22 protein-coding genes are annotated in these 26,093 nt (G+C 43.5%); 21 read left to right on the plus strand and 1 reads right to left on the minus strand.

The genetic code is table 11. From position 1 onward, the window contains the following. The first annotated feature begins 123 nt into the window (after nt 1–123). The 3 genes from H8B09_RS18175 to H8B09_RS18185 all read left to right on the plus strand — a co-directional run bounded on the left by H8B09_RS18175 (nt 124) and on the right by H8B09_RS18185 (nt 3,441). Nucleotides 124–1,785: a glutamine--tRNA ligase/YqeY domain fusion protein gene (locus H8B09_RS18175; RefSeq protein WP_191204960.1), complete on the plus strand. Its 1,662-nt coding sequence runs from the start codon at nt 124–126 to the stop codon at nt 1,783–1,785. Nucleotides 1,786–2,042: 257 nt separating this feature from the next. Beyond that, complete coding sequence (locus H8B09_RS18180; RefSeq protein WP_318152654.1) at nt 2,043–2,825, plus strand: YveK family protein; 783 nt, start codon at nt 2,043–2,045, stop codon at nt 2,823–2,825. Next, nucleotides 2,806–3,441: a CpsD/CapB family tyrosine-protein kinase gene (locus H8B09_RS18185; protein ID WP_191204962.1), complete on the plus strand. Its 636-nt coding sequence runs from the start codon at nt 2,806–2,808 to the stop codon at nt 3,439–3,441. Before H8B09_RS18180 ends, H8B09_RS18185 begins: the two co-directional genes overlap by 20 nt. A gap of 54 nt (nt 3,442–3,495) precedes the next feature. Here the strand turns inward: H8B09_RS18185 and rocD are convergent, their stop codons facing one another. Further along, nucleotides 3,496–4,689: an ornithine--oxo-acid transaminase gene (gene rocD, locus H8B09_RS18190; RefSeq protein WP_191205170.1), complete on the minus strand. Its 1,194-nt coding sequence runs from the start codon at nt 4,687–4,689 to the stop codon at nt 3,496–3,498. Nucleotides 4,690–5,165: 476 nt separating this feature from the next. Between rocD and H8B09_RS31050 the strand changes: the two genes are divergently transcribed. The 18 genes from H8B09_RS31050 (at nt 5,166) to H8B09_RS18280 (ending at nt 26,092) form a co-directional block, all read left to right on the plus strand. Beyond that, nucleotides 5,166–7,280 carry an S-layer homology domain-containing protein gene (locus H8B09_RS31050; RefSeq protein ID WP_191204963.1) on the plus strand — a complete coding sequence of 705 codons (2,115 nt, stop codon included), beginning with the start codon at nt 5,166–5,168 and terminating at the stop codon, nt 7,278–7,280. A 107-nt stretch (nt 7,281–7,387) separates the two neighbouring features. After that, the gene (locus H8B09_RS18200) at nt 7,388–8,188 is read left to right on the plus strand and encodes a YveK family protein (protein WP_318152655.1); all 801 of its coding nucleotides are present in this window, start codon (nt 7,388–7,390) and stop codon (nt 8,186–8,188) included. Further along, nucleotides 8,169–8,861, plus strand: a complete 693-nt coding sequence (locus tag H8B09_RS18205) for a CpsD/CapB family tyrosine-protein kinase (protein ID WP_191204965.1) — start codon at nt 8,169–8,171, stop codon at nt 8,859–8,861. Before H8B09_RS18200 ends, H8B09_RS18205 begins: the two co-directional genes overlap by 20 nt. A 141-nt stretch (nt 8,862–9,002) precedes the next feature. Then, nucleotides 9,003–9,899 (plus strand): UTP--glucose-1-phosphate uridylyltransferase GalU, encoded by an 897-nt coding sequence (gene galU / locus H8B09_RS18210; protein WP_191204966.1) that lies wholly within the window; start codon nt 9,003–9,005, stop codon nt 9,897–9,899. Nucleotides 9,900–10,195: 296 nt separating this feature from the next. Further along, a complete protein-coding gene (locus H8B09_RS18215) occupies nt 10,196–10,852 on the plus strand; it encodes a sugar transferase (protein WP_224753763.1) in 657 nt (218 codons plus the stop codon). 19 nt (nt 10,853–10,871) lie between these two features. Next, a complete protein-coding gene (locus H8B09_RS18220) occupies nt 10,872–12,161 on the plus strand; it encodes a glycosyltransferase (RefSeq protein ID WP_191204968.1) in 1,290 nt (429 codons plus the stop codon). A gap of 361 nt (nt 12,162–12,522) precedes the next feature. After that, entirely contained in the window at nt 12,523–13,845 is a 1,323-nt protein-coding gene (locus H8B09_RS18225) for a hypothetical protein (protein WP_191204969.1), read from the plus strand. Nucleotides 13,846–13,892: 47 nt separating this feature from the next. Continuing rightward, nucleotides 13,893–15,098: a glycosyltransferase family 4 protein gene (locus tag H8B09_RS18230; protein ID WP_191204970.1), complete on the plus strand. Its 1,206-nt coding sequence runs from the start codon at nt 13,893–13,895 to the stop codon at nt 15,096–15,098. A gap of 38 nt (nt 15,099–15,136) precedes the next feature. Beyond that, entirely contained in the window at nt 15,137–16,210 is a 1,074-nt protein-coding gene (locus H8B09_RS18235) for a glycosyltransferase family 4 protein (protein WP_191204971.1), read from the plus strand. A 59-nt stretch (nt 16,211–16,269) separates the two neighbouring features. Beyond that, nucleotides 16,270–17,277, plus strand: a complete 1,008-nt coding sequence (locus tag H8B09_RS18240) for an NAD-dependent 4,6-dehydratase LegB (protein WP_191204972.1) — start codon at nt 16,270–16,272, stop codon at nt 17,275–17,277. A gap of 25 nt (nt 17,278–17,302) precedes the next feature. Then, nucleotides 17,303–18,478, plus strand: coding sequence for a LegC family aminotransferase (locus H8B09_RS18245; protein ID WP_191204973.1), 1,176 nt, complete (start codon nt 17,303–17,305; stop codon nt 18,476–18,478). A gap of 25 nt (nt 18,479–18,503) precedes the next feature. Further along, nucleotides 18,504–19,664, plus strand: a complete 1,161-nt coding sequence (gene neuC / locus H8B09_RS18250) for a UDP-N-acetylglucosamine 2-epimerase (RefSeq protein WP_191204974.1) — start codon at nt 18,504–18,506, stop codon at nt 19,662–19,664. A 51-nt stretch (nt 19,665–19,715) separates the two neighbouring features. Beyond that, nucleotides 19,716–20,789: an N-acetylneuraminate synthase gene (gene neuB / locus H8B09_RS18255; RefSeq protein WP_191205171.1), complete on the plus strand. Its 1,074-nt coding sequence runs from the start codon at nt 19,716–19,718 to the stop codon at nt 20,787–20,789. Continuing rightward, on the plus strand, nt 20,789–21,424 hold the full coding sequence (locus tag H8B09_RS18260) for an acetyltransferase (protein WP_191204975.1): 636 nt from the start codon (nt 20,789–20,791) through the stop codon (nt 21,422–21,424). The genes neuB and H8B09_RS18260 overlap by 1 nt, the downstream gene beginning before the upstream one ends. After that, nucleotides 21,421–22,476, plus strand: coding sequence for a nucleotidyltransferase family protein (locus H8B09_RS18265; protein ID WP_191204976.1), 1,056 nt, complete (start codon nt 21,421–21,423; stop codon nt 22,474–22,476). The genes H8B09_RS18260 and H8B09_RS18265 overlap by 4 nt, the downstream gene beginning before the upstream one ends. 2 nt (nt 22,477–22,478) lie before the next feature. Next, nucleotides 22,479–23,168, plus strand: coding sequence for an acylneuraminate cytidylyltransferase family protein (locus H8B09_RS18270; protein WP_191204977.1), 690 nt, complete (start codon nt 22,479–22,481; stop codon nt 23,166–23,168). A gap of 228 nt (nt 23,169–23,396) precedes the next feature. Continuing rightward, a complete protein-coding gene (locus tag H8B09_RS18275) occupies nt 23,397–24,683 on the plus strand; it encodes a lipopolysaccharide biosynthesis protein (protein WP_318152656.1) in 1,287 nt (428 codons plus the stop codon). A 20-nt stretch (nt 24,684–24,703) separates the two neighbouring features. Next, nucleotides 24,704–26,092 carry a hypothetical protein gene (locus H8B09_RS18280; protein ID WP_191204979.1) on the plus strand — a complete coding sequence of 463 codons (1,389 nt, stop codon included), beginning with the start codon at nt 24,704–24,706 and terminating at the stop codon, nt 26,090–26,092. Nucleotide 26,093: the final 1 nt, after the last annotated feature.

The following is a 26,093-nucleotide window of genomic DNA, read 5'->3' on the forward strand; positions in this document are numbered from 1 at the left end:
TGCATTATCGCTGGCTTCCGTCAATGTGTAAGGTACCCCTTAATTTCCGCTTGACTATATAAAACGATAGAAAATTGTGTATTATAATAGGATAGAAATTTTCCGCAGGAAAGGTTGATCGCTATGGAAAATAAAACGATATCCTCGAACTTCATTCGTAACATCGTCGTGGAAGACCTGAACAAGGGTGCGGTAAGCGAGATCGTGACCCGTTTCCCGCCAGAGCCGAATGGCTATCTCCATATTGGCCATGCCAAGTCGATATGCTTGAATTTCGAGCTCGCCGATGAATTCAAGGGACGCACGAATTTGCGGTTCGATGATACGAACCCGCTTAAAGAAGATACAGAGTATGTGGAGTCGATCAAGCAGGATGTGCAATGGCTCGGCTTCGAATGGGACGACCTTCGGTTCGCTTCCGACTATTTCGAGGAGCTGTACAACCGTGCTGTTGTGCTGATTAAGAAAGGGAAGGCGTACGTGTGCGACCTGACGGCGGAACAAATGCGCGAGACGCGCGGCACGCTGACAGAGCCTGGCCAAGAGAGCCCATTCCGCAGCCGCAGCGTAGAGGAGAACCTCGATCTGTTTGCACGGATGCGTGCTGGCGAGTTCAAGGACGGCGAGCGCGTACTGCGCGCGAAGATCGATATGGCTTCGCCGAACATCAGCCTTCGTGATCCGGTCCTATACCGGATTTCGCATACGCATCATCATCGGACAGGCGACGCTTGGTGCATCTACCCGATGTACGACTATGCGCATCCGCTTAGCGATGCCATTGAGGGAGTTACGCACTCGATCTGTACGCTTGAATTCGAAGACCATCGTCCGCTGTACGATTGGGTTGTTGCGGAATGCGAGATGGAAGCGACGCCTCATCAATATGAGTTTGCCCGCTTGAACATTACGAATACGATTATGAGCAAAAGATACCTGAAGTCGCTTGTCGACAACGGTGTAGTCGACGGTTGGGACGACCCGCGCATGCCGACGATCAGCGGCTTGCGCCGCCGCGGCTTTACACCGGAATCGCTGCGCGCATTCTGTCGTGAGATCGGTGTCGCTCGTGCGAACAGCCTCGTCGACGAGCGGATGCTGGAGCATTTTATCCGCGAAGATTTGAAGCTGAAGACGCTTCGTTCGATGGCCGTTGTACGTCCGCTGAAGGTTGTTATTACGAACTATCCGGAAGGACAAGTCGAGCAGCTCGAAGCGGAGAACAACTCCGAGAACGAAGAGATGGGCTCGCGTTCGATTCCGTTCTCCCGTGAGATCTATATCGAACAGGACGACTTCATGGAAGTGCCGCCGCCGAAATACCACCGTCTCTATCCGGGCAACGAAGTTCGCCTGAAGCATGCCTACTTCATTAAGTGTGAAGAGGTTATTAAGAATGAGGCTGGCGAAGTGATCGAGCTGCGCTGCACGTACGATCCGGAGACGAAGAGCGGTTCCGGCTTCACGGGCCGCAAGGTGAAAGGGACGATCCACTGGGTGGAAGCGTCGCAGGCGAAGGCGGCTGAATTCCGCCACTTCGAGCCGCTGCTCATCGATGATGAAGCGAGTGCGGACAAGCCGTTCCTCGAGCGGATTAATCCGGAATCGCTGGAGATTCTGCAAGGCTATGTAGAGCAAGGCATGGCAGAATCGAAGGGCGGAGACAAGTTCCAGTTCTTCCGCCATGGGTATTATAATGTTGACTCGAAGCTGTCCGATGAGGACAAGCTGGTATTCAACCGGATCGTGTCGCTGAAGAGCTCGTTCGATCCGAGTAAAGGGTAAGTTTTATAAAGTAAGCGCGATTGCTGCAGCTGCGAGCTGCTGCGGTCGCGCTTTTTTTGTTAAGGAAAAATAATTGTAATAGTATCCTATATCTGCATGCTGAGGTCATTGACGCTAGAAAAATAGGAATGATAGAATAGGTAAAAATAACTATTAATTTTGTAGAAATGTGCAAGTTTGTATAGGTTTATGACTTATTATGTAAGCGCAACATGTAGACCAATGTGGTATATTCTTCGATCGGAATGAGGGAATATGTGTTGCAAGAGGAGCTTGACCTACTCGATATCGTAGTCATGCTGCGCCGTCGGTGGTGGTTGATCGCCATCATCGTGGTCGTGGGCTGCATGGCTGCCTTCGGCATAGGACGCGCACGGACTCCGATTTATGAAGCGTCTACTAAGCTGATAATGACGAATAAATATAATGATCCGGATAAGGATAATTCGATTGATCCTAAGGTCATCCAGGCGAATCTATTGATGCTGCAGACATATAAGGATATTGTGCGGACGCCTAATGTGACGAAGAAAGTAGCGGCTAATCACCCGGAACTTGGGCTGTCAGCGGGAGCGATTGCGGGTAAACTAACGGTATCTACTAGCACAACATCGCAGATTCTGACCATATCGGCTCGTGATGAGAGTTATAGTAAAGCGGCCCTTATGGTGAATGCGGCTTCGGAAGCATTAATCGCCGAGACGGTGCGGTTATATGGCTCGGGCGACTTAGAAGTTCTGTATCCTGCGGAAGATCATACTGGCACATGGCCGCAGCCGGTGAATATGGGGCTTACGACGCTGCTTGTGGTAGCGTTTGCGCTGTCAGGTATGGTTGGCGTCGGGCTGTGCTTTGTTTTGCAGTATTTTGACAAATGGATCCGGACGGAACGCGACGTGGCGCGGACACTCGGGTTTGAAACACTGGTTGAGGTTCCTTTATTTATTGAGAGTGGTAAACGCAAGAGCGGCCATCGCCATACATCCCATGTGAAGCTCCGAGGAGCAAAGGAGAGCCGAAATGTCCCGATCGAGAAATAAGCTTGTCATGCTTAGCGGGATGAATAATGAGACAGTGGAGCGGTATCGTGCGCTTCGTGCGCAGATTGATCGGACAGGCGGCGGTAGTGGTGCTCCGAGCGTTATCGCCGTGGCCGCACCGAAGGCAGGGAGCGGAACAGCGGAGATGGCCGCGAATTTGGCTATCGCTTATGCCCAGGCAGATCGGCGAACGCTGCTTGTGGATGGGGAGATGAATGTCCCGCTCATTCATCAGCTGTTTGGTTTATTGAATGTGGTGGGACTGAGCTCGATCATTGAAGCTTCCAGCACGGCAGAAGATGTTGTGAATCGCGGCGTTATTAATAATCTGGATGTAATAACAGCAGGACCGAGGCTTCCGTATTCGAAGGATTTCGTTGGTTCTTATCCGCTTCAGCCGCTGTTCGTGAGCTGGAGACAGCAGTATGATCAGATTTGTATCGCGACTCCATCCCTATTGTCATCGGCTGATGCGCAGTTGATAACAGCAGCGTGCGATGGCGTGCTTCTCGTGATTCGAAGCGGATGGGTGGATGAGAATGACGCCTCACGCGTGAAGCGATTGCTGGCGTTGCTGGATGTGCCTGCATTAGGTGTTGCGCTTGCGCATGGATGAATAAGAGACGCCCCTGCCGAATTGCTCGGCAGGGGCGTTGTTGTTATAAGGAAATTAGCCGAGTACTTGCTGCAACCGACTGATTGCCCAATTCAGTTCGTCTTCGGTAATCGTTAAGGGTGGCGCTAAGCGGATCGTGTATTGATGCGTTTCCTTGCACAACAGTCCGAGAGCCATCAGCTTCTCGCACAAGGGACGGGCGGGAACCGTAAGCTCAATGCCGATAAACAGCCCGCGGCCGCGAACCTCGCGGATGATCGGATTCGTCATCTGGTTTATGGCTGATAGCAGATGTTGTCCTAGCGTCTCGGACCGCTGGGCAAGCTGTTCCTCTTCAGTAACGGCAATGGCCTCTGCGGCAACGGCGCTGGCCAGCGCGTTGCCGCCGAAGGTGGAACCATGGGAGCCAGGCTCGAGCACATCCAGGATATCTCGGTCCGCTGCTATAGCAGAGACGGGCAGAATGCCGCCGCCTAACGCTTTGCCTACGATATAAATGTCTGGGATGACATTCTCGTAATCGCAAGCAAATCGGCGGCCTGTTCGGCCGAAGCCGGTTTGAATTTCGTCGGCAATGAAGAGTACTTGGTGAGTTTGGCATAGCGCAGCGGCTGCGGATAAGTGCCCTTCGGGCGGGAGGATGATGCCGGCTTCGCCTTGAATAGGCTCCACGAGAAATGCAGCTGTGTGCGGAGTTATGGCTTTTTCAAGTGCATCGATGTCTCCGTAGGGGATCACGCGGAAACCTGGCGTGAGCGGACCGAAGTTGTGTATATAAGCATGTTCGGACGAGCAGGAAATCGCAGTTGTTGTTCTTCCGTGAAAATTATTGGCGCATACAATGATTTCCGCTTGATTGTCGGGTATGCCCTTCTTCCGGTAGCCCCAGCGCCGAGCGGTTTTGATCGCTGTCTCAACGGCTTCCGCTCCGCTGTTCATCGGGAGTATTGCTTCTTTGCCTGTGTACTTGGTGAGTGCAGTGCACAGCCGAATATATGGTTCGTTATAAAAAGCGCGGGACGTAAGCGTCACATGCATGGCCTGATCGAGCAAAGCACGTATGAGTCTAGGATGGCGGTGACCTGCATTTAGTGCGGAATAGGCGCTAAGCATGTCCATATATCGCTCGCCGTTGGCATCTGTGACCCATACGCCACAGGCGTCGACAATGACGATAGGAAGCGGATTGTAGTTATGAGCCTCGAGCGGATATACCGATGCGACTAGGTTGGAATTTGTTGCTTGCATTTCATCCACAAGGTACACATCCTTTCAAGTGCTGACGGTGTGTAATTCAAACTATTAAATTATATGCGAGACGGGTCAGTGGCTATGCCTCGCAGGTCCGGATTCTGGGTGTTCGATAGGATAGGCTGTGTTGGGAGTAATAAAATGTATTAATGAATTTCCAATTTAAATGATACATTTTGTATTGCTATTACAAAAAGTAATAGATTCCATATGATATAACAGTGCTTTGTAATTCGAAATACCTAGATACAATACGTATCTTTAAGTAATTCTTAATTGACCATGCACTTTTTTAGATGGTAGAATTATAACAATAAATTCCCCACATCTGGTACCAACAGCTTAGAAGAGTAGCATACATAGAACAAACCATAGTTGGAGTATTTGATTCTAGCGTTTTTTTTTAGCTTGAATATTAAGGAATTGTATACTCGCAAGTCCGTCGTACCATTAATCTGATGAGGTGATAAGTAGTGAGTGTTAAAGGTCAATTGTTGAAGTATTCACTGGCAGCAGCAATCGTATCCACTAGCTTTGCGGGTATTCCGTTCAGCGAGAAAGGTCTGGCTAACCATCTTGCGGCGCAAACTGCGTTCGCGGCAAGCACGAACAATCTTCAAGTTGCTATCGATCGGTTCAATACTGTATCTGCAGCACTGACTCCGGAAGGCGCGACTAAGGTTGAAGCTGCGCGTAGTGCGATTAAGGGCTTGGCACAAGACAATGCCAAGCTTGAAGCAATTGCAGGACCAATTGCAACTAAGCTCGGTATCACGGACACTAACGATCGTGCTGTGTTCGGGAAACTTCTTCTTGATGTGTTGTCCATTCCTACTACATTAAATGTAAAGGCATTGGACGACATCCGCACAGTGCCTGAATATCGTGAAGTATTGAAACGCGCAGACGTTGGTGTTACAGATGTTTCTGCCATCACGGTTGAAGCGGTAGCAACGGCTGCAGTTCAAGCTGAAGCGTATGTTGGAAATCAACTGAAATCGAAGTCAATCCTCGAGTGGGCTGCTATTGCAAAGGATAAGAATCAAGCGAAGGAACTGGTAAGTGGTGCGTTGAATGCGGCGTTGTCTGCGTCTGATGCTGCTGCGCTTAAAGAGCTTGTTACGAACGCGAAGATTACTGGTGATGATCTTGCTCAAGCGTTGGACAAGCTGGAGCAAGAGGTTAATTCAACAGTGTTCAATGCTGCTGCGCTTGCGATTGCGGATGCATATTACAACGTTTTGAATTCGTCAACAGGGACAACGCCTGGTGGGTCGGTTATCATACCTTCAGTGACAGTAGATCAACAATTCAACGATTTGATTAAGAAGCTGGAAGGCGCATCGGATGCGGAGAAACAGGAGCTTGTGAAACAAGCGCTGGCTTTGTTCGCGCAAGTCGTGAAAGATGCGGGAACTATTGATGCTTCTTCGTTGGTGAAGACAGTGGATGGCGTAGCTGTAGCAGATGTAAGCGATGCAGTAATCGCTAAGCTGGATATTGTAATTTCGGCGTATGCCAAGTTGCAGGAATTCCTCAAGGCGGCTGGCTCCGATGCAAAGGTGACAGCAGGTGCATTAACGGTTAACCTGGGCAAGATCGCCAATGAGTCAGTAGAGATCAAATTGTCCGAAGCTGCGACGAAGAAGCTGAATGCTTCGCCGTTCGGCAAGCTGGATCTTGCATTTAATGGACTGACGGTGTCTGTTCCTAATAGTGATGAATATGGCAAGTCGCTCGGCCTCAAGGTTAATACGAAGGATAACGCAGGCGAACCAGCTGTTAAGGGTTATGCGGCTGTATCTTCGGTATACGACTTCAATCTTGCGGTAGGCGGACAAGCTGTACATGAATTCACCAATCCGATTGTAGTACGTATTCCGCTTGGTAACCTGGATGGCGTTGACAAAGAGCTGCTGAGCGTAGCGAAGATCGTCGACGGCAAATTGGTATTCCAAGGCGGTGTACTGGATGGCAATACAATCGTAGAACCGCGTGAATCGTTCTCCTCGTATGTTGTTGTCGAGAATAAAGTAAGCTTCGCTGATATTGCTTCGGTTAAATCGTGGGCTGGCCGTCAGATCGAGGTTCTCGCTGCTAAAGGCGCGATCTCGGGACGTTCGGAGAACGTGTTTGATCCGAAAGGCAATGTAACACGCGCTGAGTTTGCTAAGATGCTTGTTCGTGCACTTAACCTGGAGAGCTCCAACCTGACGTCGAGCTTCAAAGATGTGAAGTCGACGGATTGGTTCGCTCCTTATGTTGCAGCAGCAGCTAAGAAGGGCATCATTAATGGACGTACGGCAACTACATTCGCTCCGAATGCGACGATCACGCGTGCTGAGATGGCAACGATGATTGCACGCGCGCTGAGCTTGACGACGAGTGTTGAAGCGGTTGAAGATGTGGATGGCGCTTTGAAGGCGTTCAAAGATGCTGCTCAAATCAACGCTACACTTAAAGCAGGTGTTGCACTTGCTGCTAAGGAAGGCATTGTAATCGGAAACAACGGCAAGTTCAATCCGAACAATAATGCATCCCGTGCTGAAGCGGCTGTTATTCTGTACCGTGCGATTCAGGTGAAGTAATAGCTATAAATAGGTAAGTCCATCGGGTTGGCCCCCTCTCCAGAAGAATAGGGAGGGGGCCGATCTTGTTATGTAAAAAGCGACCAATGATCGTGGGGGAGAATGACGTGAAAGAACTAGAAATCAAGGACTACGTCCGAATCATTCGCAAGCGTTTGTGGTGGATTGTAACCTTGGTCGTAGTAGCAACACTGTTGTCTGGCATCGTCAGCAAGTTTGTAATCAAGCCCGAATATGAAGCATCAACGAAGATCATTGTCAATAAAACATCTGACGTGGAAAACCAACAGCTCAACACAGATACCGTTAATACCAATCTTAAGCTGATCGATACATACAAGGAAATCATTAAAACACCAGCAATTATGGATGTAGTTGTCGAGATGTACCCCGAGTTCGGGATCAATGCAGAAGGATTAATTGAGAAGGTCAGTGTTAGTTCAGTGAACAATACGCAGGTTATGACATTGGTCGTTCGGGATCAGTCTTATGAGAAAGCCGCTCGTATCGTCAATGCGGTTTCTAAGGTTTTTCAAAGTGAAATACCGGCCCTGATGAACGTTCAGAACGTATCCATTCTGAACTATGCGAAGGAAGATGGTGCGAATAAAACGCCTGTATCGCCTAATGTGATGCTGAATACGATGATTGCATTTGTTCTGACGCTTCTAATTGGAGTAGGAGTGGCCTTCCTTCTGGAGTTTATGGATGACACGCTGAAGTCGGAGGAGGATGTTCAGCAGATTCTGGGACTGCCGACGTTGGCGATGATCAATCGGGTTAGTGCATCGGAGATGAACAAGTCTCAGGAGGCCGAGATCATAGCGAAACAGCCGGCACAAGCAGGAACAAGACCGACTACATCAAGGAAAGCAGGGGAGATGGAACATGTCGCAATCGGGAAATAGACGCCATTTGATCACGCTGGCGAATCCTAGATCGCCAATCTCCGAAGCGTATCGAACACTTCGAACGAATATCGACTTCTCGGCAATCGATTCTGCAATCCAAGTTATTGTTGTTACCTCCGCTGGACCGGGTGAGGGTAAGTCTACGACGATCTCCAATCTAGCGATCACGTTTGCTCAATCGGAGCGCCGGGTGGTGCTAATAGATGCAGATATGCGGAAGCCTACTGCGCATCATACATTTCGTGCTTCGAATCGTGTAGGTCTATCTTCCTTGCTGGCACACAAGAATCAGTTGGAAGATGTTCTGCAGGAAACAAACGTGCCAGATCTGTTCATTATTACTGCCGGACCTATTCCGCCCAACCCCGCCGAGATGCTTGCTTCTAGACGTATGAGCGAGCTGCTTGAACTGCTTAAGACGGAGTTCGACATTATACTAATCGATACGCCGCCATTGTTAGCGGTTACAGATGCCCAGCTTATCGCATCGAAGAGTGATGGTGTTGTACTCGTTATGGAGTATGGTTCCGTTAAGCGTGAAGCGGCGTTAAAGGCAAAGGCAGGATTGGATACGGTGAATGCCAAGATATTAGGTGTCGTAATGAATAATGTAAAAAGAAGTAAATCGGAACAAAGTTATTATTACTATTACGGAAGTAATGAAGAATAACATTAATTTAATGAAACTTTAGGCGTGCATTGCTGACTGAGAGTAAGTTTCGTAGTATCATAGTACTATTACTGTGTCATAATACTATGAAACTTTGGCATTATTTGTGGCCGGGTATAGGGGAAGAAAGAGGTGCATTTCATGCAGTCAGTTCGGAAGGCATTGATTCCTGCGGCAGGGCTCGGGACAAGGTTTCTGCCCGCAACCAAAGCAATGCCGAAGGAAATGCTCCCGATTTTAAGTAAACCAACGATCCAGTATATCGTGGAAGAAGCAGTAGCCGCGGGTATCGAAGATATTATTATCGTAACCGGTAAGCATAAACGCGCGATCGAAGATCATTTTGATAGCGCATTCGAGTTGGAAGAGAACTTGCGGGTGAAGGGGAAGTTGAAGTTGCTTGAGAAGGTGCAAAAGCCTTCGAAGATGGCGGACATTCACTTTATTCGTCAGCAGGAACCTCTTGGATTAGGACATGCAATTTGGGTTGCCAGGAAATTTTTCAACGATGAGCCCTTTGCCGTTCTGCTTGGTGACGATATTGTTAGATCGGAAGTCCCGTGCATAGGGCAGTTGATTCAAACCTATCAGCATGTGCAGAGCCCCGTTATTGCGGTACAACGTGTTGCGGAGCATGAGACGGACCGATATGGCATTGTGAAGCCATCTAATACGAACGGTCCATTATATGAAGTTGATCAGCTTGTAGAGAAGCCCCCTGCAGGTCAGGCGCCTTCTAATCTTGCAATTATGGGTCGATACATACTAACTCCTGAAATCTTTGAACTGCTTGGTAAGCAAGAGAGAGGCGTTGGCGGAGAGATTCAATTGACGGACGCGATTCAGGCGCTCAACAGTATGCAACAAGTATACGCTTACGAATATGAGGGCAAACGGTACGATGTAGGGGATTTGCCTGGTTTCATCGACACGACGTTGGAATTTGCACTTCAGGACAGCAAGCTAAGAGAGCATGCACTGAATACGATTCAGCAGCTCTTGAAGACGTATGGTTCAATTGATGCGAACCTGAAGTAATGATATAGAGGTTCACTAAGCGAATTAGGTAATGTCTACTAGACCGTTATCATCGTAGGCACTCGGATGCACCGTGGGTTATATCAACCTTAGACGTACATCGTCAGTGGTGTGTTGTGAGGTGGGGTTTGATGCCCCACTTATATTTTGTTCGAAATACGAGCTATGCTTTTCTGTATGAGCAGGAAGGTATAGCTCGTGTTTTTAACGCAATGCTTTAGTTTAAGTTGCAATGATTTTTCGAAGGGGAGGATTAGTCAATGTTATCACCTCGCAATGATGTGGAGAACATCATCATGAACGATGAGATAAGGTTAGACCTACATGAGGTAACCGACCGAGAATGGAAAGTTTATGATCTGCTTAAGCGGTTAATGGATATGGTTGGTGCGTTCATTGGAATCATTATATTATTGCCCTTACTGGTCACGGTATCGATAATAATAAAGATTGATGATCCGAAGGGATCTGTTTTTTACTACCAAACAAGAGTGGGTAGGGATGAAAAGCCTTTTAGAATGTACAAATTTCGATCCATGGTTAGAGATGCGGACAAACAATTGGAACAATTGCTGGCTCAGAATGAGATCAAAGGTGCAATGTTCAAGATGAAACATGATCCGCGTATTACTAGAATCGGAAGGCTAATTCGCAAAACGAGCATTGATGAGCTTCCGCAGCTTGTGAATGTGCTGCGAGGCGATATGAGTTTGGTGGGACCCCGACCGCCTTTACCCAGAGAGGTAAAGGAATATACAGCGTACGATAAACAACGGTTAAGTGTAACTCCGGGATGCACGGGGTTGTGGCAAGTGAGTGGGAGAAACGAACTGAGTTTTGGGCAAATGGTCGAATTGGATTTAAAATATATAAATAAACGTAGTATTGTGTTTGATCTATTAATTATTTTACGCACTGTAAAAGTGTTACTGGGGTCTAAGGGAGCATATTAATAAGTGAGGAAGAAAAATCTTGAAAATACTGTTAATTACTAATAAGTTACCATACCCAAAAGTCGACGGTAGAAAAAACATACTGATGCAATACATAAAACACTTAAAGAAAATATACCCAGAGAGCACTATTGTTAATTTATCGTTTGTTGATGAAGAACGATATCTATCTTTAAAGCCAAATAGTATAGATCGAACAATAACGCTATTGCCCCCTGGGATTTTTGAAAAAATGGGCAATTTATTATTTAAATCACTAATATTAAGGGATTGGCCATTACAGGTGTCACTATTCTTTTCTAGAAAAACAGCGAGAGTAATTAAGGGAATTGTTGAGAAAGAACAACCCGATATAGTGATATATGATACTATTCGAGTGGCTGAATATAAGAGATATATACAAAACGCGAAAAAAAACATACTTAACTATGATGATCTCTTGTCATTGCGATATAAAAGACAACTTGTGTTTCTAGAATATAGCCCTTCGATTCTAGGGTTTCTATTATCGAAAATGCCTAGGTTTATTAGTAAAATAATCGATCATCCAATCAATAAAAGGATGATATTGAAATATGAGATGGGCTTGTTGCAAAAATATGAAATAAAAGTTAATAGAGATTTTGAGAGCTTAGTATTTACCTCAAAAATAGAGGCTCAAGAGTTTAAGAATAAAGTATCTCACAGCAGCTGTATTGGAATTCCTATGAATAGCGAGATAGTTAGTCGACCTGTTAGTCGCTGCTACGACCCTGACAAAATAGTATTTGTGGGTAGAATGGATGTTCCACACAACATTGCAGCAGTTTTATATTTTTGTAAAGAGATTTGGTCTGAAGTCAAAAAGAAGCATTCTAATGCGAAATTTTATATTGTAGGGAAAAATCCTTCTAAGCAAGTAAAGGCACTACAATCTGAATATAAAGATATTATTGTTACAGGTGAAGTAGACGATGTTGAACATATAACGCGTGATTCAGCAGTTTTTGTTGCTCCGTTATTGTTTGGGTCAGGAATTAAAACTAAAATCATTGAAGCGATGATGCAGGGGGTTCCAGTCGTTTCAACAACTGTTGGAGCGGAAGGTATCTCTATAAATAATGATGTTATGTATGTAACAGATGAAAGAATTGAATTTGCAAACCGAATAAATGTCCTTTTACAAGATACTCATCTTAACAGAAAACGGGCTATGATTGGATATGATTTTGTCGTAAATAATTTTTCGGAAGACATAAATAATAAACTGTGGCAAAGTATTTTACTAGAACAAAATGAGAATACCTCTTATAAAGAGGCGACAAGATGAATTTGAAAGTTCAATCTAATTCTGGTTGTGTACTGCTTAATCTCTTTGACCATGATGTCAGTAACGAACGAATTTGATATACAAATAAGTCGACAAGATATATCGGGTGAGTGCGGTCAATAATTATGGTGGCTTTGGCAGTCGCCTTTTTTGCATGACATATTGTGTACCGAAAAAAGGTCTCATGTGACCACTAGGGCCTTTATAATTTTTTTTGTCATTAGTTCCATATATATATATGTTTGTAACAAAAAATATTGTTCGATGATAGATGAGGCTTATTTTGCTGATATGAACTGTTGCGAGATACACTGAGAAAATTCCAGTAATCTCAATAGATTAATACAAGGGAGATGATGTTGTGATCATACCAATAACGAGGCGTAACACGGGTGCTTCGTTAGTAGTTTTCTTACTATGTTGTGTGATTTTATTAATTCCTGATTCGAAAGCAACTAAATTTTTTCAATTTAGCACAGGCATGGGGACAATATCACCAGATAAAGTGATAGTACTATTAACTATTTTTATCGGAGTTATTTCGATAATCGTAAATAAGATGAAACTACAAATTAAGTTGCCTTTGGTTATTATGTATATGTATGCCGTATGGTTGTTTGCTACAGGATTAAGTGATTTATTGTATGGTGGCTCATTTTTTGAATTAAATATGATTGTTTTTAAGTTAATAATGAACGTTATGGTTTTTTATGTTGTGTATACCTTTTCTGTTAATGACAAGCGATTTATAGATTCTTTCATTAACTTTTTCCTTAAGTTATCTTATGTAAATGCCATATTTGCAATCTTGCAATTTACGTTAAAATCCCCTTTGTTTATGGGTAAGTATTTCTTAATTGAACGAGGTTTTTATTTAAGCAGCGGGATACGCGCTACAAGAGCATGGGGGTTCCAAGGTGAACCGTTGGCATTGGGGACGGTTTCCATGGTGGGGGTTTTACTTATATCTTGGAGATTAATGCAGGATAAAGTTGATGGAAAAAAAACCAAACTATCAAATGTAATCGGTTGGGTATTGCTGTTCGTTTCCCTTATGTTGAGTTTTTCTAGAGGAAACATTTTTGCAACATTAATTTGTCTTTTAATATTTATTATAACTTACAAAATAAAAATATTTACTATAAAGAGAGTTTGTCTATCAATGATCACTGTGCCCTTCGTGGTTTGGTATGTGAACCATAAAGGTATGTTCGATGTGGTGTGGACAAGAATTAGTAGAACGGATGATAGGTCCTATACACACCGATTGTCGGTTATTGGATCAGTCGATGATATTATGAACACATACGGATTAAGATCTTTATTTGGACTCTCTCCTGGATCGAGTAATGGATTGCGAGAATTAGTTGGTGTGATGGATAATAACTACATAAATCTACTATTCGAAGGAGGAATTATTGGTTTTTTCCTAATTATTTTTTTATTTTTGCTTTGTCTAAAAATTAATGGCGATAGTACAACAAAAATTTTACGAATCATCTTATTTTCTTTAATGCTTAACATGATGACGTACGAACTTACTTATTATAGCAGTACCGGAGTTTTATTCTTTACAATATTAGGTTTGATCTCGTCGAGATATAGGAGTAGAAACGTTGAATTATTAGAAATTACAAAAAAACGAAACACTTCATATTTTCTTAATCATTTAGGTAGAAACTAATGATGATAATTTACTGTTCAAATAAAATGTCTCGGAAGTGAAAATTTGTGAAGAACATATTATTTTTAACGCATCTGTACCCTTATCCGGCGGATGATGGCGGAAGAATTGTAACTTATAACACATTAAAAAACTTTGTCCAGTATGGGCATCGAGTGTATTTATGTGTCTTTAGTGATCAAGAAAATAGTGAAATAGAATTAGAGATGCCAATTGATGTTGAAATCATAAAAGTGCCAATAAGCTATCGTAATACACCTAAATTGCTATTAAAAAATATTGTTTCGAAAATGTCGTATAATATGCAGAAATATATTAATGACGATATGAAACGTGCTATTGAAGAAATATTGGATGCTAAGCAGATAGACATCGTTTATATGGATCATCTTCATATGGCCTATTACTCCGAAAACATTCGTCTAAGAAAAAATACGACGATAGTGCTAAGACAGCATAATGTGGAGAGCCAAATAATGGAACGGGTATATAAAAAAGAAAAAAATATAATAAAAAAAATTTTCCTGTTATACCAGTTTATTAAACTTCGAAACTATGAACGTAATATTACCGGGAGATTCGACCGTGTCTATATGATAACAAAAGAAGACCAGGCATTAATGCATAAATTGAATCCTGAGGCGAATTTAGCGTTATTACCTGCAGGAGTAGATACGGAGAAGTACTATCCAATTCCAAAATCTTCAACTGGAAATGAGCCTATAATAACATTCTTAGGTTCTTTGTCTTGGTACCCCAATATAGATGGATTGCGTTGGTTTGTTAACAATGTGTTTCCAAGAGTCATAAAAGAAATACCAAATGTAAAGTTGTATATTGTAGGCAAAGACCCTTCGTCTGAACTGATAAAATATAAATCTTTATACCCTAAAAATATTATGATTACAGGATATGTTGAAGATGAAAGACCTTATATTGCTCAATCTGATGTATTTATCGTCCCTCTATTCATAGGAGGAGGGATGAGAATTAAAATACTTAATGCTCTAGCGATGAAAATGCCAGTTATATCAACATCTATAGGGGCAGAGGGTATCGAAGCAACAGGTGGAGCAATATGCATAGCGGATACTACGGATCAGTTCTTAGAGCAAACTTTAAAGATTATGCGTAATAAAGAGATTGCAGAGGAATTTGCATCTATAGGGTATAAATTGATTCTGCGAAATTATGATAATAAAAGCATTTTAATGAATCATGCTAGTGAATTGAATGAACTAATGAAAGACTAGGGAGAAATGCAATGTCGGGGTTAAGGAAAAGGTCTATCATGTTTGTGACTCATTCCGATCTGAAGGGCGGAGCGGAACAGAGTTTAATTCACTTAATCAATCACATTGATCAGTCTAAATATAAGATCATGGTGGCTGCGCCTAAGAATACGACATACCTAAATGAGATACTAGTTCCATATGAACACATTGAAATTCGTCTGGAAAGTGTGAAAAAAAAGCTTGGATTTAGCTACTTACGGAATGTTATGAAGTTGGCAAGTTTCGTTCGGAGGGAACGAATTGCAATTGTACATGCAAACGGTTGGAGAGCTCCTTGGTTCGTAGCGCCAATGAAATTTTTAACAAAGGCACGTATTATCTGGCATCATCGTGATTACTTTCCTTCGTCACTAATGTACAATTTATTGCTGCCGCAGTTGTTCGACAAAGTTATTTGTATATCAAATTTTGTTGGACAATCACTGCAATCGGGACGCAAATCAATTATTTATAACGGCATTGATAAGCGTGCATTGACGAAGAAAAGTAGAATGTTCATGGAGGATGGTCAATTTATTATTGGAACATTCGGCAGAATTGTCGAGTGGAAGCGATATGAATTGGTAATTGAGGCGATACAGCGCCTAGTAGCAAATAATATTAACAATTGTAAGCTTATGATTGTTGGCGGAACAGCAGTGGATGGTTCTGGTGCCTACTATGAAATGATGAAGAGTACAGTGAGTAGTTATGGTTTAGAAAGTCATGTTGAGTTCGTTGGACATACCAAGGAACCGCTTAAACTAATGGGGCAATGCGATTTTACGATCAACTTCTCACTCAACGAACCGTTTGGGAGAGTGATCATTGAATCATTACTTGCTCAAACACCCGTAGTTGTATCTGACTCAGGGGGTGCCCCGGAAATTATTCAGTTAACGGGGGGAGGGGTAGTTGTTGAAGATGGCAATGTTGAAGCATTAGCTGATTGTATTCAACAGCTCATGACCAGCCCGGAACATCAGCATATTGAAATGGCAGAACAGGGGTTTGAAAGAGTGCTCGAACATTTTGATATGAAGAACGTTGCATTGCAGGTAGAACAAGTATATGAGGAACTGCTTAAATAAAGACAAATTGAAATCGTTATAATCTTGTATCAAAAATGATAGAGAATGAGGCGAACAGAATGAAGAACAATAGAAAAATATTGGTTACCGGGGCGGACGGTTTTATTGGTTCGCACTTAACAGAGGCGCTAGTTCGGCGCGGTTATGATGTGCGGGCGTTTACTTTATACAATTCTTTTAATTCGGCTGGCTGGCTTGATGATTGTGCTGCTGATATACGTGGCAAGTTTGAGACATTCGCTGGCGATATTCGAGACCCTCATGGTGTTAAAGAGGCGATGAAAGGATGCGACGCCGTCTTACATTTAGCGGCGCTGATTGCTATTCCATATTCATACCATTCTCCGGATACGTATTTGGATACGAATATTAAGGGAACTTTGAATGTGCTTCAGGCTGCGCGGGAACTGCAAATTTCTAAAGTCATTCATACCTCGACGAGCGAGGTATATGGAACAGCACAATTTGTACCGATTACAGAACAGCATCCGTTGCAAGGACAGTCGCCGTATTCGGCTTCAAAGATCGGTGCAGATCAGATGGCGATGTCGTTCTATTGTTCGTTCCAGACACCAGTTGGTATTATTCGGCCGTTCAACACATATGGCCCTCGCCAATCGGCAAGAGCGGTAATCCCGACTGTCATTACACAGATTGCATCGGGACGGGACCAGATTCGACTGGGTTCCGTACATCCGACGCGAGATTTTAATTACGTGGCGGATACAGTTAATGGCTTCATTGCTATGCTTGAATCTGAGCGGAGCGTCGGAGAGGTTATTAATATCGGCAGCAATTATGAGATCTCTGTTGGGGATACGGTAAAGCTAATTGCTGAAATTATGGATCGGCAAATTGAGATTGTTAGCGATGAAGTACGTCTTCGTCCAGAGAAGAGCGAGGTCGAACGGTTATGGGCAGACAACGCGAAGGCGAAGCAGTTGCTTGGCTGGGAGCCGCAGTTTGGTGGGATTGACGGCTTCCGTACTGGCCTGCAGCAGACGATTCAGTGGTTTACGAATAGCGATAATCTATCCAGATACAAAGCCGATCAGTATAATATTTAACATCATTTGATGGGAGATGAGCGCTATGAATGAATTACAGCTTCCTTCCCGCATTGTAGAGGCACTACAGCAGGCTTTACCTGATAATCAAGGATTTATTAGTCTGCATGAGCCCACATTTCGTGGCAATGAGTGGAATTATGTGAAAGAATGTCTCGATACCGGATGGGTTTCCTCTGCAGGCAAGTATGTTGAAGATTTCGAGCTTAAGCTTGCGGAGTATACGGGATCCCCCTACGCAATAGTCGTATCCAACGGTACGTCTGCTCTTCATGTATGTCTTATGCTGGCAGGTGTTCAAGCAAACGATGAAGTGCTTATGCCATCGTTAACGTTTGTGGCGACGGCTAATGCCGTTTCTTATTGCGGTGCTGTTCCGCATTTTATTGATGTTAGTCCCGTTACGATGGGTGTTGATCCTATAGCGCTGGACCACTATCTTCAGGATATTGCGGTATATAAGGATGACGGTGCAGTATACAACAAGCAGACTGGCAGAAGAATTGCTGCTATAGTGCCAATGCATACGTTCGGTCATCCTGTTGATCTGGACCCGTTGATGGAGGTTTGCGAGCGATACCGGATTACACTAGTTGAAGACGCGGCGGAATCTATTGGATCCTATTATAAAGGCAAGCATACGGGGACGTTTGGTAAGCTCGGGGCGGTTAGCTTTAATGGAAACAAAATTATTACGACAGGCGGCGGTGGCGCCATACTGACCTCCGACGAGACATTGGCAAAAGCAGCCAAACATCTTACGACGACTGCGAAGTTGCCTCATCGCTGGGAGTTTCATCATGATCAGATTGGCTATAACTATCGAATGCCTAATCTGAATGCGGCTTTAGGTTGCGCGCAACTTGAGCGGCTCCCGATTATGCTAGAGCAGAAGCGAACATTGGTGAACAAGTATGCGGCTATTTTTGAGTCAATTCTCGGTGTGTCTCTTTTCATGGAGCCGTCTTTTGCATCAAGCAACTACTGGCTTAATGCCATTGTGCTCGATGAGCCTAGCTTTGAGTTAAGGGATCAAATTTTGGAGGTTGTCAATAATGCTGGCTTGATGACGCGTCCGATCTGGACGCCGATGCACGAGCTTCCTATGTTTAAGGATTGCCCGAGTATGCAGCTCCCTGTAACGAACCGTCTGGCTGCGTCGGTCATTAACATACCGAGCAGTGCGTCTTTATGCTCATAATTATGAATTATTTGGGGAGAGTTCTGTGAGAACGATATGTGTAGTAACCGGCTCAAGAGCAGAGTACGGCTTGTTATATCCACTTATTAAGTTGATTGCTGATGACGCTGAGTTGCAGCTGCAGTTAGTAGCAACTGGCATGCACTTGTCACCAGAGTTCGGATTGACCTACCGTCAGATTGAGGCTGACGGTTTTGTCATTGATGCAAAAGTCGAAATGCTGCTGTCAAGTGATACGCCAGTAGGCATTACGAAATCCATGGGACTTGGATTAATCGGTTTTGCAGATGCTTTCGAACGATTAAAGCCGGATTTGATCGTGCTGTTAGGTGACCGGTTCGAAGCGATGGTAGCGGCACAAGCCGCGATGGTTGCGAACATTCCGATTGCTCATTTGCATGGCGGAGAGAGTACGGAAGGGGTAATCGACGAAGCGATTCGTCACTCGATTACGAAGATGTCGCATCTTCATTTCACATCGACAGAGCCGTATCGTCAGCGTGTCATACAATTGGGTGAACTGCCAGAGCATGTCTACAACGTTGGCGCGATCGGACTGGATAATATACGGAATTTAATGCTGTTAGACCGTCCCGCATTCGAACAGTCTATTAATTTTAAGCTAGGACGTCTAAACTTCTTGGTTACGTATCATCCATTGTCATTGTCGGGCCAAGATGCAGAACAGCAAATGGAACGTCTGCTTGCGGCGTTGGATTATTTTGAACAGGCGAACATTATCTTTACGAAACCGAATGCGGATACTAATGGTAGAATTATCGGACAGCTAATCGACAAATACACGGCTGCTCGAAACGAGCGTGTCGTCTGCCACACATCACTTGGGCAGCTGCGATATTTAAGCGCTATTTCGCATGTTGACGTTGTAATTGGTAACTCGTCGAGTGGTATTATTGAGGTTCCGTATATGCACAAGCCTACGGTCAATATTGGAAGACGTCAGGATGGTAGGGTTAAAGGGTTATCTATCGTCGATTGCGACGACTCAACTGACGAGATAATTAAGGCTATTAATAAGGTGTTGTCACCTGATTTTCGGCGATTATGTAATCAAGCAGATTCAAGTATGTATGGGGACGGACAAACAGCAGAACGAATTATCGAAGTGCTGAGGAGTGTTCCGTTAGATCGGCTTCTCATCAAATCATTTTATACAATGACTTGATGGGGGCTTTGTCTTTTTTTTACCGTCCTGTTAGGAGGCCATGGATTGAACATGACACAGAAGGTTTATGTAATTGCAGAAGCGGGAGTCAACCATAATGGATCGTTAGAGATCGCTAAACAGTTGGTACATGCCGCTGCGCAGGCTGGAGCGGATGTAGTGAAATTCCAAACGTTTCAAGCGGATGCTCTTGTTAGCAAAAATGCACCTAAAGCGGAGTATCAGAAAAGAACGACGAATAATGATGATTCGCAGCTTCGTATGCTTGAGCGGTTACAGTTAAGCGAATCGGACCATATCGAGCTTATTGAAGAATGTGAACGGGTGGGTATTCGTTTTTTATCTACACCATTTGATATGCCAAGTCTGGCCTTACTCACAGAACGTTTTCAGATGAGTGAACTAAAAATCTCCTCAGGTGATCTTACGAATCTTCCACTGCTGTATCATGCTGCACGTAAAGGTGTAAAGTTGATTATTTCCAGTGGAATGTCATCTTTGGGTGATATTGAAGAAGCGCTAGGTGCTATAGCATACGGCTATGTTGGCGGGGATAAGCCTTCTGCAACGCAATTCCGAGAAGCGTACTTCTCCGAAGAGGGCCAAGTTGTGCTGCGAGAGAATGTGTCGCTATTGCATTGCACGACGGAATATCCAACACCTGCTGAAGATGTTCATTTAAATAAAATGAAAACGTTAATGCAGGCGTTTCAATTAAATACGGGCTACTCGGATCATACGATTGGTACAGAAGTACCGGTAGCAGCCGTGGCGCTCGGAGCAACAATTATAGAGAAGCATTTTACACTCGATCAATCGATGGAAGGACCGGATCACCAGGCTTCTATGGAGCCTGATGAGCTTGCCGGCATGATCCAACAAATTCGGAACGTAGAGAAAGCGCTAGGCTCCTCTGTTAAAATTCCTGCAGCATCGGAACAGAGGAACAAGAAGCCGGCTCGTAAGAGTGTCGTTGCGGCTCTGCCAATCGCACAAGGCGAATGCATAACAGAGAAACATCTTACAATTAAACGACCGGGTAATGGGTTACCTCCTTCACAATACTGGGAGCTAATCGGTACGGTAGCCAAGCGTCATTATGAGCCGGACGAGCTGATCGATTAATGAATACGCCTATTATTGTTCTAGGGGCTGGTGGCCATGCAAAGGTGTGTGTTGATCTGTTGCTTCGACAAGGACGCACGATTATTGGTTATGCGGGTCCAGTTTCATCCGATTGGATGGAACAGCGTGGTATCCATTACATAGGTGAAGATGCACAGGTAGCTGAGTGTGACGCTCGTAATGTTACGTTAGTTAATGGTATCGGAATGATCGGGCAGGATTTACTTAGAAGCCGTATTTTTAATCATTTCCGAAGTCAAGGCTATACGTTCGAAACGATTATTCATGACTCAGCAATCGTATCGTCGGATGTTGAACTTGAAGAAGGTGTACATATAATGGCGGGTGCTATTGTGCAGGCAGGAAGTACAATTGGAGTCAACACGATCATTAACACGCGCTCTTCGCTTGATCATGATTGTAGGATAGGTGCTCACGTACACATTTCTCCGGGGGCAGTACTTTGTGGAGGAGCAGTCGTGGGCGATTCCACACATCTGGGAGCATCGGCAACTATTATTCAGAATGTAACTGTTGGAGTACGCTGTGTAGTCGGGGCGGGTTCAGTCGTGTTGAAGCCTGTTGCAGATGATAAATTAGTGTACGGTGTACCTGCAAAGGAGGCTAAAAAATGAACAACATTGATCAGCTTATAGTATTGCCACAAACAACGATCATTGAAGCGATGCATCAAATTGATAGTGGATCTGTACAGATCGTATTGGTTGTCGATGAAGCGAGGAGGCTTCTTGGGACGATTACGGATGGTGATATTCGGCGCGGCATATTGCGCGGCGTTCCACTCGATAGCGCTGTCGATACAATTATGAATGCTTCGCCTAAGTATGCGCATGTGAAAGACTCGCGTGAAGCGATTTTTGGCAAGATGAAACGATACAACCTACGTCAAGTGCCAGTGTTGGACGAGGAAGAACGTGTAGTTAGGCTCGACCTGATGGATGAGATGCTTAAACTGAAGAACGATCGCGTGGACAACTGGGTCGTACTAATGGCTGGCGGCTTGGGGACTCGCCTTAGTCCGCTTACGAATAATTGTCCGAAGCCGCTCTTGAAGATCGGAGAGAAGCCCATTCTTGAAGTTATTCTTGATAACTTTATTATGAATGGCTTTCATCGCTTTATGATCTCGGTTAATTATAAAGCTGAGATGATCATTGACTATTTCGGCGATGGGTCCAAGTGGGGTGTAGAGATACAGTATATTCACGAGACGAAACGGCTTGGAACTGCAGGTGCACTGAGCTTACTTCCTTTCCGGCCAACTGAGCCTCTGCTTGTGATGAATGGAGACTTGCTGACAAAGGTGAACTTTCGGCAGATGCTGGATTTCCATAATGAAACGGTAGTACAGGCGACGATGTGTGTCCGTGAGTATGAATATCAAGTTCCTTATGGTGTCGTTAAGGCTGATAACTATCGTTTGATCAGCATCGAGGAGAAGCCGCATCAGCGTTATTTTATAAGCGGTGGTATTTATGTGATTCAGCCTGAAGCAATGGATCTCATTCCATTAGATACATTTTACGACATGCCTAATTTGTTCTCGGATTTAATTGCCGAGGGTAAAGAGACGGCGGTGTTCCCGATTCGTGAATATTGGATTGACATTGGGCGAATTGACGATTTCGAACGAGCGAATGCGGAACATGCAAAGGGGATTATCTAAAGATGATTCAGGGGAAGAAAGTATTGGGTATTATCCCGGCACGCGGAGGCTCAAAAGGCGTTCCGATGAAAAATACTCGTTTGTTCAATGGTAAGCCGCTTATTGCATGGGCGATTGAAGCAGCGAAGCGATCGCGATATTTGGATCGAGTCATTGTTTCGTCTGATAACGAAGACATTATGCGCATTGCTAGAGAGTGGGACGGAGATGTTCCAGAAGCTAGGCCAGAAGAACTGGCTAGGGATGATTCAACAAGCATTGATGTTGTGCTGCATCTGCTCGACCAATTTCCGGGTTATGACTACGTTGTTCTATTGCAACCAACCTCTCCATTTAGAACAACGGCAGATATCGATGGCTGTATTCAAATGTGTCTGACGACAGGCGCTCCTGCCGCTGTATCGGTTACCGAACCGGAGCAGAGTCCCTATTGGATGTTCAAGTTAAACAGTGCAGGCAGGCTGGACCCATTAGTACAGAGGGAATCGACTGTTTTAAGACGGCAGGATCTCCCAACTGTTTACTCGTTGAATGGAGCTGTATACGTCGCCTCGGTGGAGTGGTTTCAACAGTCAAAAGCATTTGTTACGGATCAGACAGTTGGATACGTCATGGATCAGGATCGGTCGCTTGATATCGACACGGAGCAGGATTTTATTGTTGGCGAAGCGTTAATTGGTTTATGTAAATAATAAATAGTGTAATTATTACAGTCCCAAATTGTAAACTTTAAAACCTTCTCGTTTTATAGAAGAAAGCTTATCCGCAGTGCCGTCCATCTGCATGATCTGTAACTGCTAAGAAGCCGGGTTTCAAAGGGCTTTATTAGTTTACATACAAGAATTTCATCTAAGAGTAATTAATCGGTGGACTAGAGTGCTCTTTTTCATAGAAGTCTTTTAGCAGAGGGACTGTTCAGTGTGAATATTAAATCAAGCAATTCGTTATTACGCACGTCCGGTATATACACATTGACAAATATGTTCAATGCAGGAATACCATTTTTGTTATTGCCGTTATTGACTCGCTATTTGAGTCCAGAAGAGTTCGGCATTACAGCGATGTTTACCGTGCTCTTTTCTTTCTGTATGCCGCTAATAAGTATTAACATTAATGGTACGATTAATAGAAACTATTATGATCGAGATAAGATTGATTTTTCTTCCTATGTCTTTAACTGTATTGTGATTATGATATCGTCGACTGTGCTGATTTCATTTATTGTGTATTTTATGTCCTCCAAGTTAAGTGACTGGACTTCCGTACCTGATAATTGGATCTGGACAGTCGTCGTATCTTGTTTCTTTCAAACCTTGACACTTATTAATCTAATTATCTGGCAAGTTCAGATGAAGCCAAAACAATATGGTATATATATGATATTGCAGACGGCTTTCTCTGCATTATTAACGGTATATTTACTTGTTATATTCGATTACGGATGGGAAGGACGTTTAGCTGCTCAAGTAGTCGGATATGTACTATTCGGAATAGTATCTGTATTTATGCTAACACGGAATAAGTGGATCAAATACCGATTCAACGTTGATTATATCAAGGATGCATTAAAATACGGTGTTCCACTTATCCCCCATATCATAAGCGGATTAATAATAACAATGATTGATCGTGTTTTCCTTACTAACTTTGAAGGTGTCGAGGCCACTGGTATTTATTTGGTCGGGTATCAGATTGGTTCTATGATCGGAGTACTTCAAGATGCATTTAATCGTGCTTGGACTCCTTGGCTGTTTGATAAGCTGAAGAAAGACAGTATAGAGTTGAAGATGCTTGCGATCAAATATACTTATTTCTATATCGTTATCATCTTAATAATCGCGTTGACTTTAGGTGTGAGTGCACCGTTATTACTGAAGTATTTAGTTGGTAATGAATATCATAATGCAAGCCAATATGTTATTTGGATTGCATTAGGGTTTGCATTTAATGGGATGTACAAAATGGTAACGAATTACTTATTTTATTTAAAGCGAACGGGTATTGTTGCAATTATTACGGGCTGCACAGCACTGTTGAACATCATTCTATCTTATATGTTCATCCACTATCTGGGTGTTTCAGGGGCTGCATATGCAACTTGTATTTCTTTTTTTATTTCATTTATTGGTACCTGGATTGCTGTTATAAAGCTTTATCCTTTGCCTTGGATTGCTACGCTACACGGAATGGTTAGGTCAAAACATTAAGAGTGGAGCGGAGAATGTAAATGAGAGTGTCTCAGGTATGTGGATTGATATGGGAACTAGAGCAACGTTATCAATTAAATTATAGGCATATTGGAGATGTATACTATTGGCCTCTTATTCGCAATCAATTGTTTCATCAGTTAATGAGAGAGTCTGGTGGATTTGGTGTAGCACATTCTGAGTATACAGGGGCTAAGTCTAAAAAACTGTTTAAATTCTTTATAAACACGTTGTTGCATAGTCCATTATTGACCGGACAGAAGGATATCCTAGTATTTGATCATATTCGAAAAGTTAAAGTCAATGAGAGATATATTGATATATATACTTCAGAATTAATCGAGCAATTACGCAATGAAGATGCAAATTATGAAGTGTTGGATTACGATTATTTAAACAATCATTTTATTCCAAGTGACCTCGAGCGTAAGTTCGCTGACTTTGAGAAATTGTTTAGTTACTTTTATCGGAAAACTATTCGATTGAAAATAAATGATGACGAACAAGAAGTTCTGCGTGAAATTGAACGTATGTTACATGATCAACTCGGATACGGAGATAGTCTGCAGACGCTCATAATCAATGAAGTCAAGATATTCAAATCTAGGTATCATGTATTTAAGAAGCTATTTAAGCTTAAGAAACCTCGATTAATATATGTCGTAGTCTCGTATGGACATAAGGCAATGATTGCTGCTGCTCAGGACTTAGGTATTAAGGTCGTAGAAATCCAGCACGGAATTATTAGTAAATATCATCTTGGTTATAGTTATCCAGATGCGAAACAACGTATCCCGTATTATCCGGATCAAATATTTATATTTGGGGAGTACTGGAGGGGTGCTGCTAATTATCCCATCGCTCAAAGCGAATTAATTGAGTATGGATTACCACACCTATCCAATTTTTTATTAGGCAATATTAATGCGGTGTCCAAGAAGCAGCAGATTTTATTTATTTCACAGGGTACAATCGGCAAGGAACTATCGCTGCAAGCGTTGGAGCTTGCCCAAAAGATGCGCGATTACCAAATTGTCTACAAGCTTCATCCTGGTGAATATGATAGGTGGGAGTCAGAGTATCCCGCTTTAGTAGAAGCTTTGAACCTAGCGCATTTCACAGTTATTGATCACAATCGAATAGGGCTTCACCAAATACAAGCTGAATCCGAGTTTCAAGTAGGCGTTTATTCTACGGCAATATATGAAGGGCTAGCACAAGGCTGTAAGACGATCATCATGAAATCGACAGGTATGGAGTATGTAGAAGATTTAATAGATAAAGGATTTGCATCTGTTGCCTCCAATGCGGATGAGATAATTCGCCTAATGGGTGAAAGTAAGGAAATCACGGTAGATGCCTCTTATTTTTTCACTAACAATACTCAATTGGGAGAAATGAGGTTATAAA

The organism is Paenibacillus terricola, assembly GCF_014779765.1.
Taxonomy (GTDB): Bacteria; Bacillota; Bacilli; order Paenibacillales; family Paenibacillaceae; genus Paenibacillus_T; species Paenibacillus_T terricola.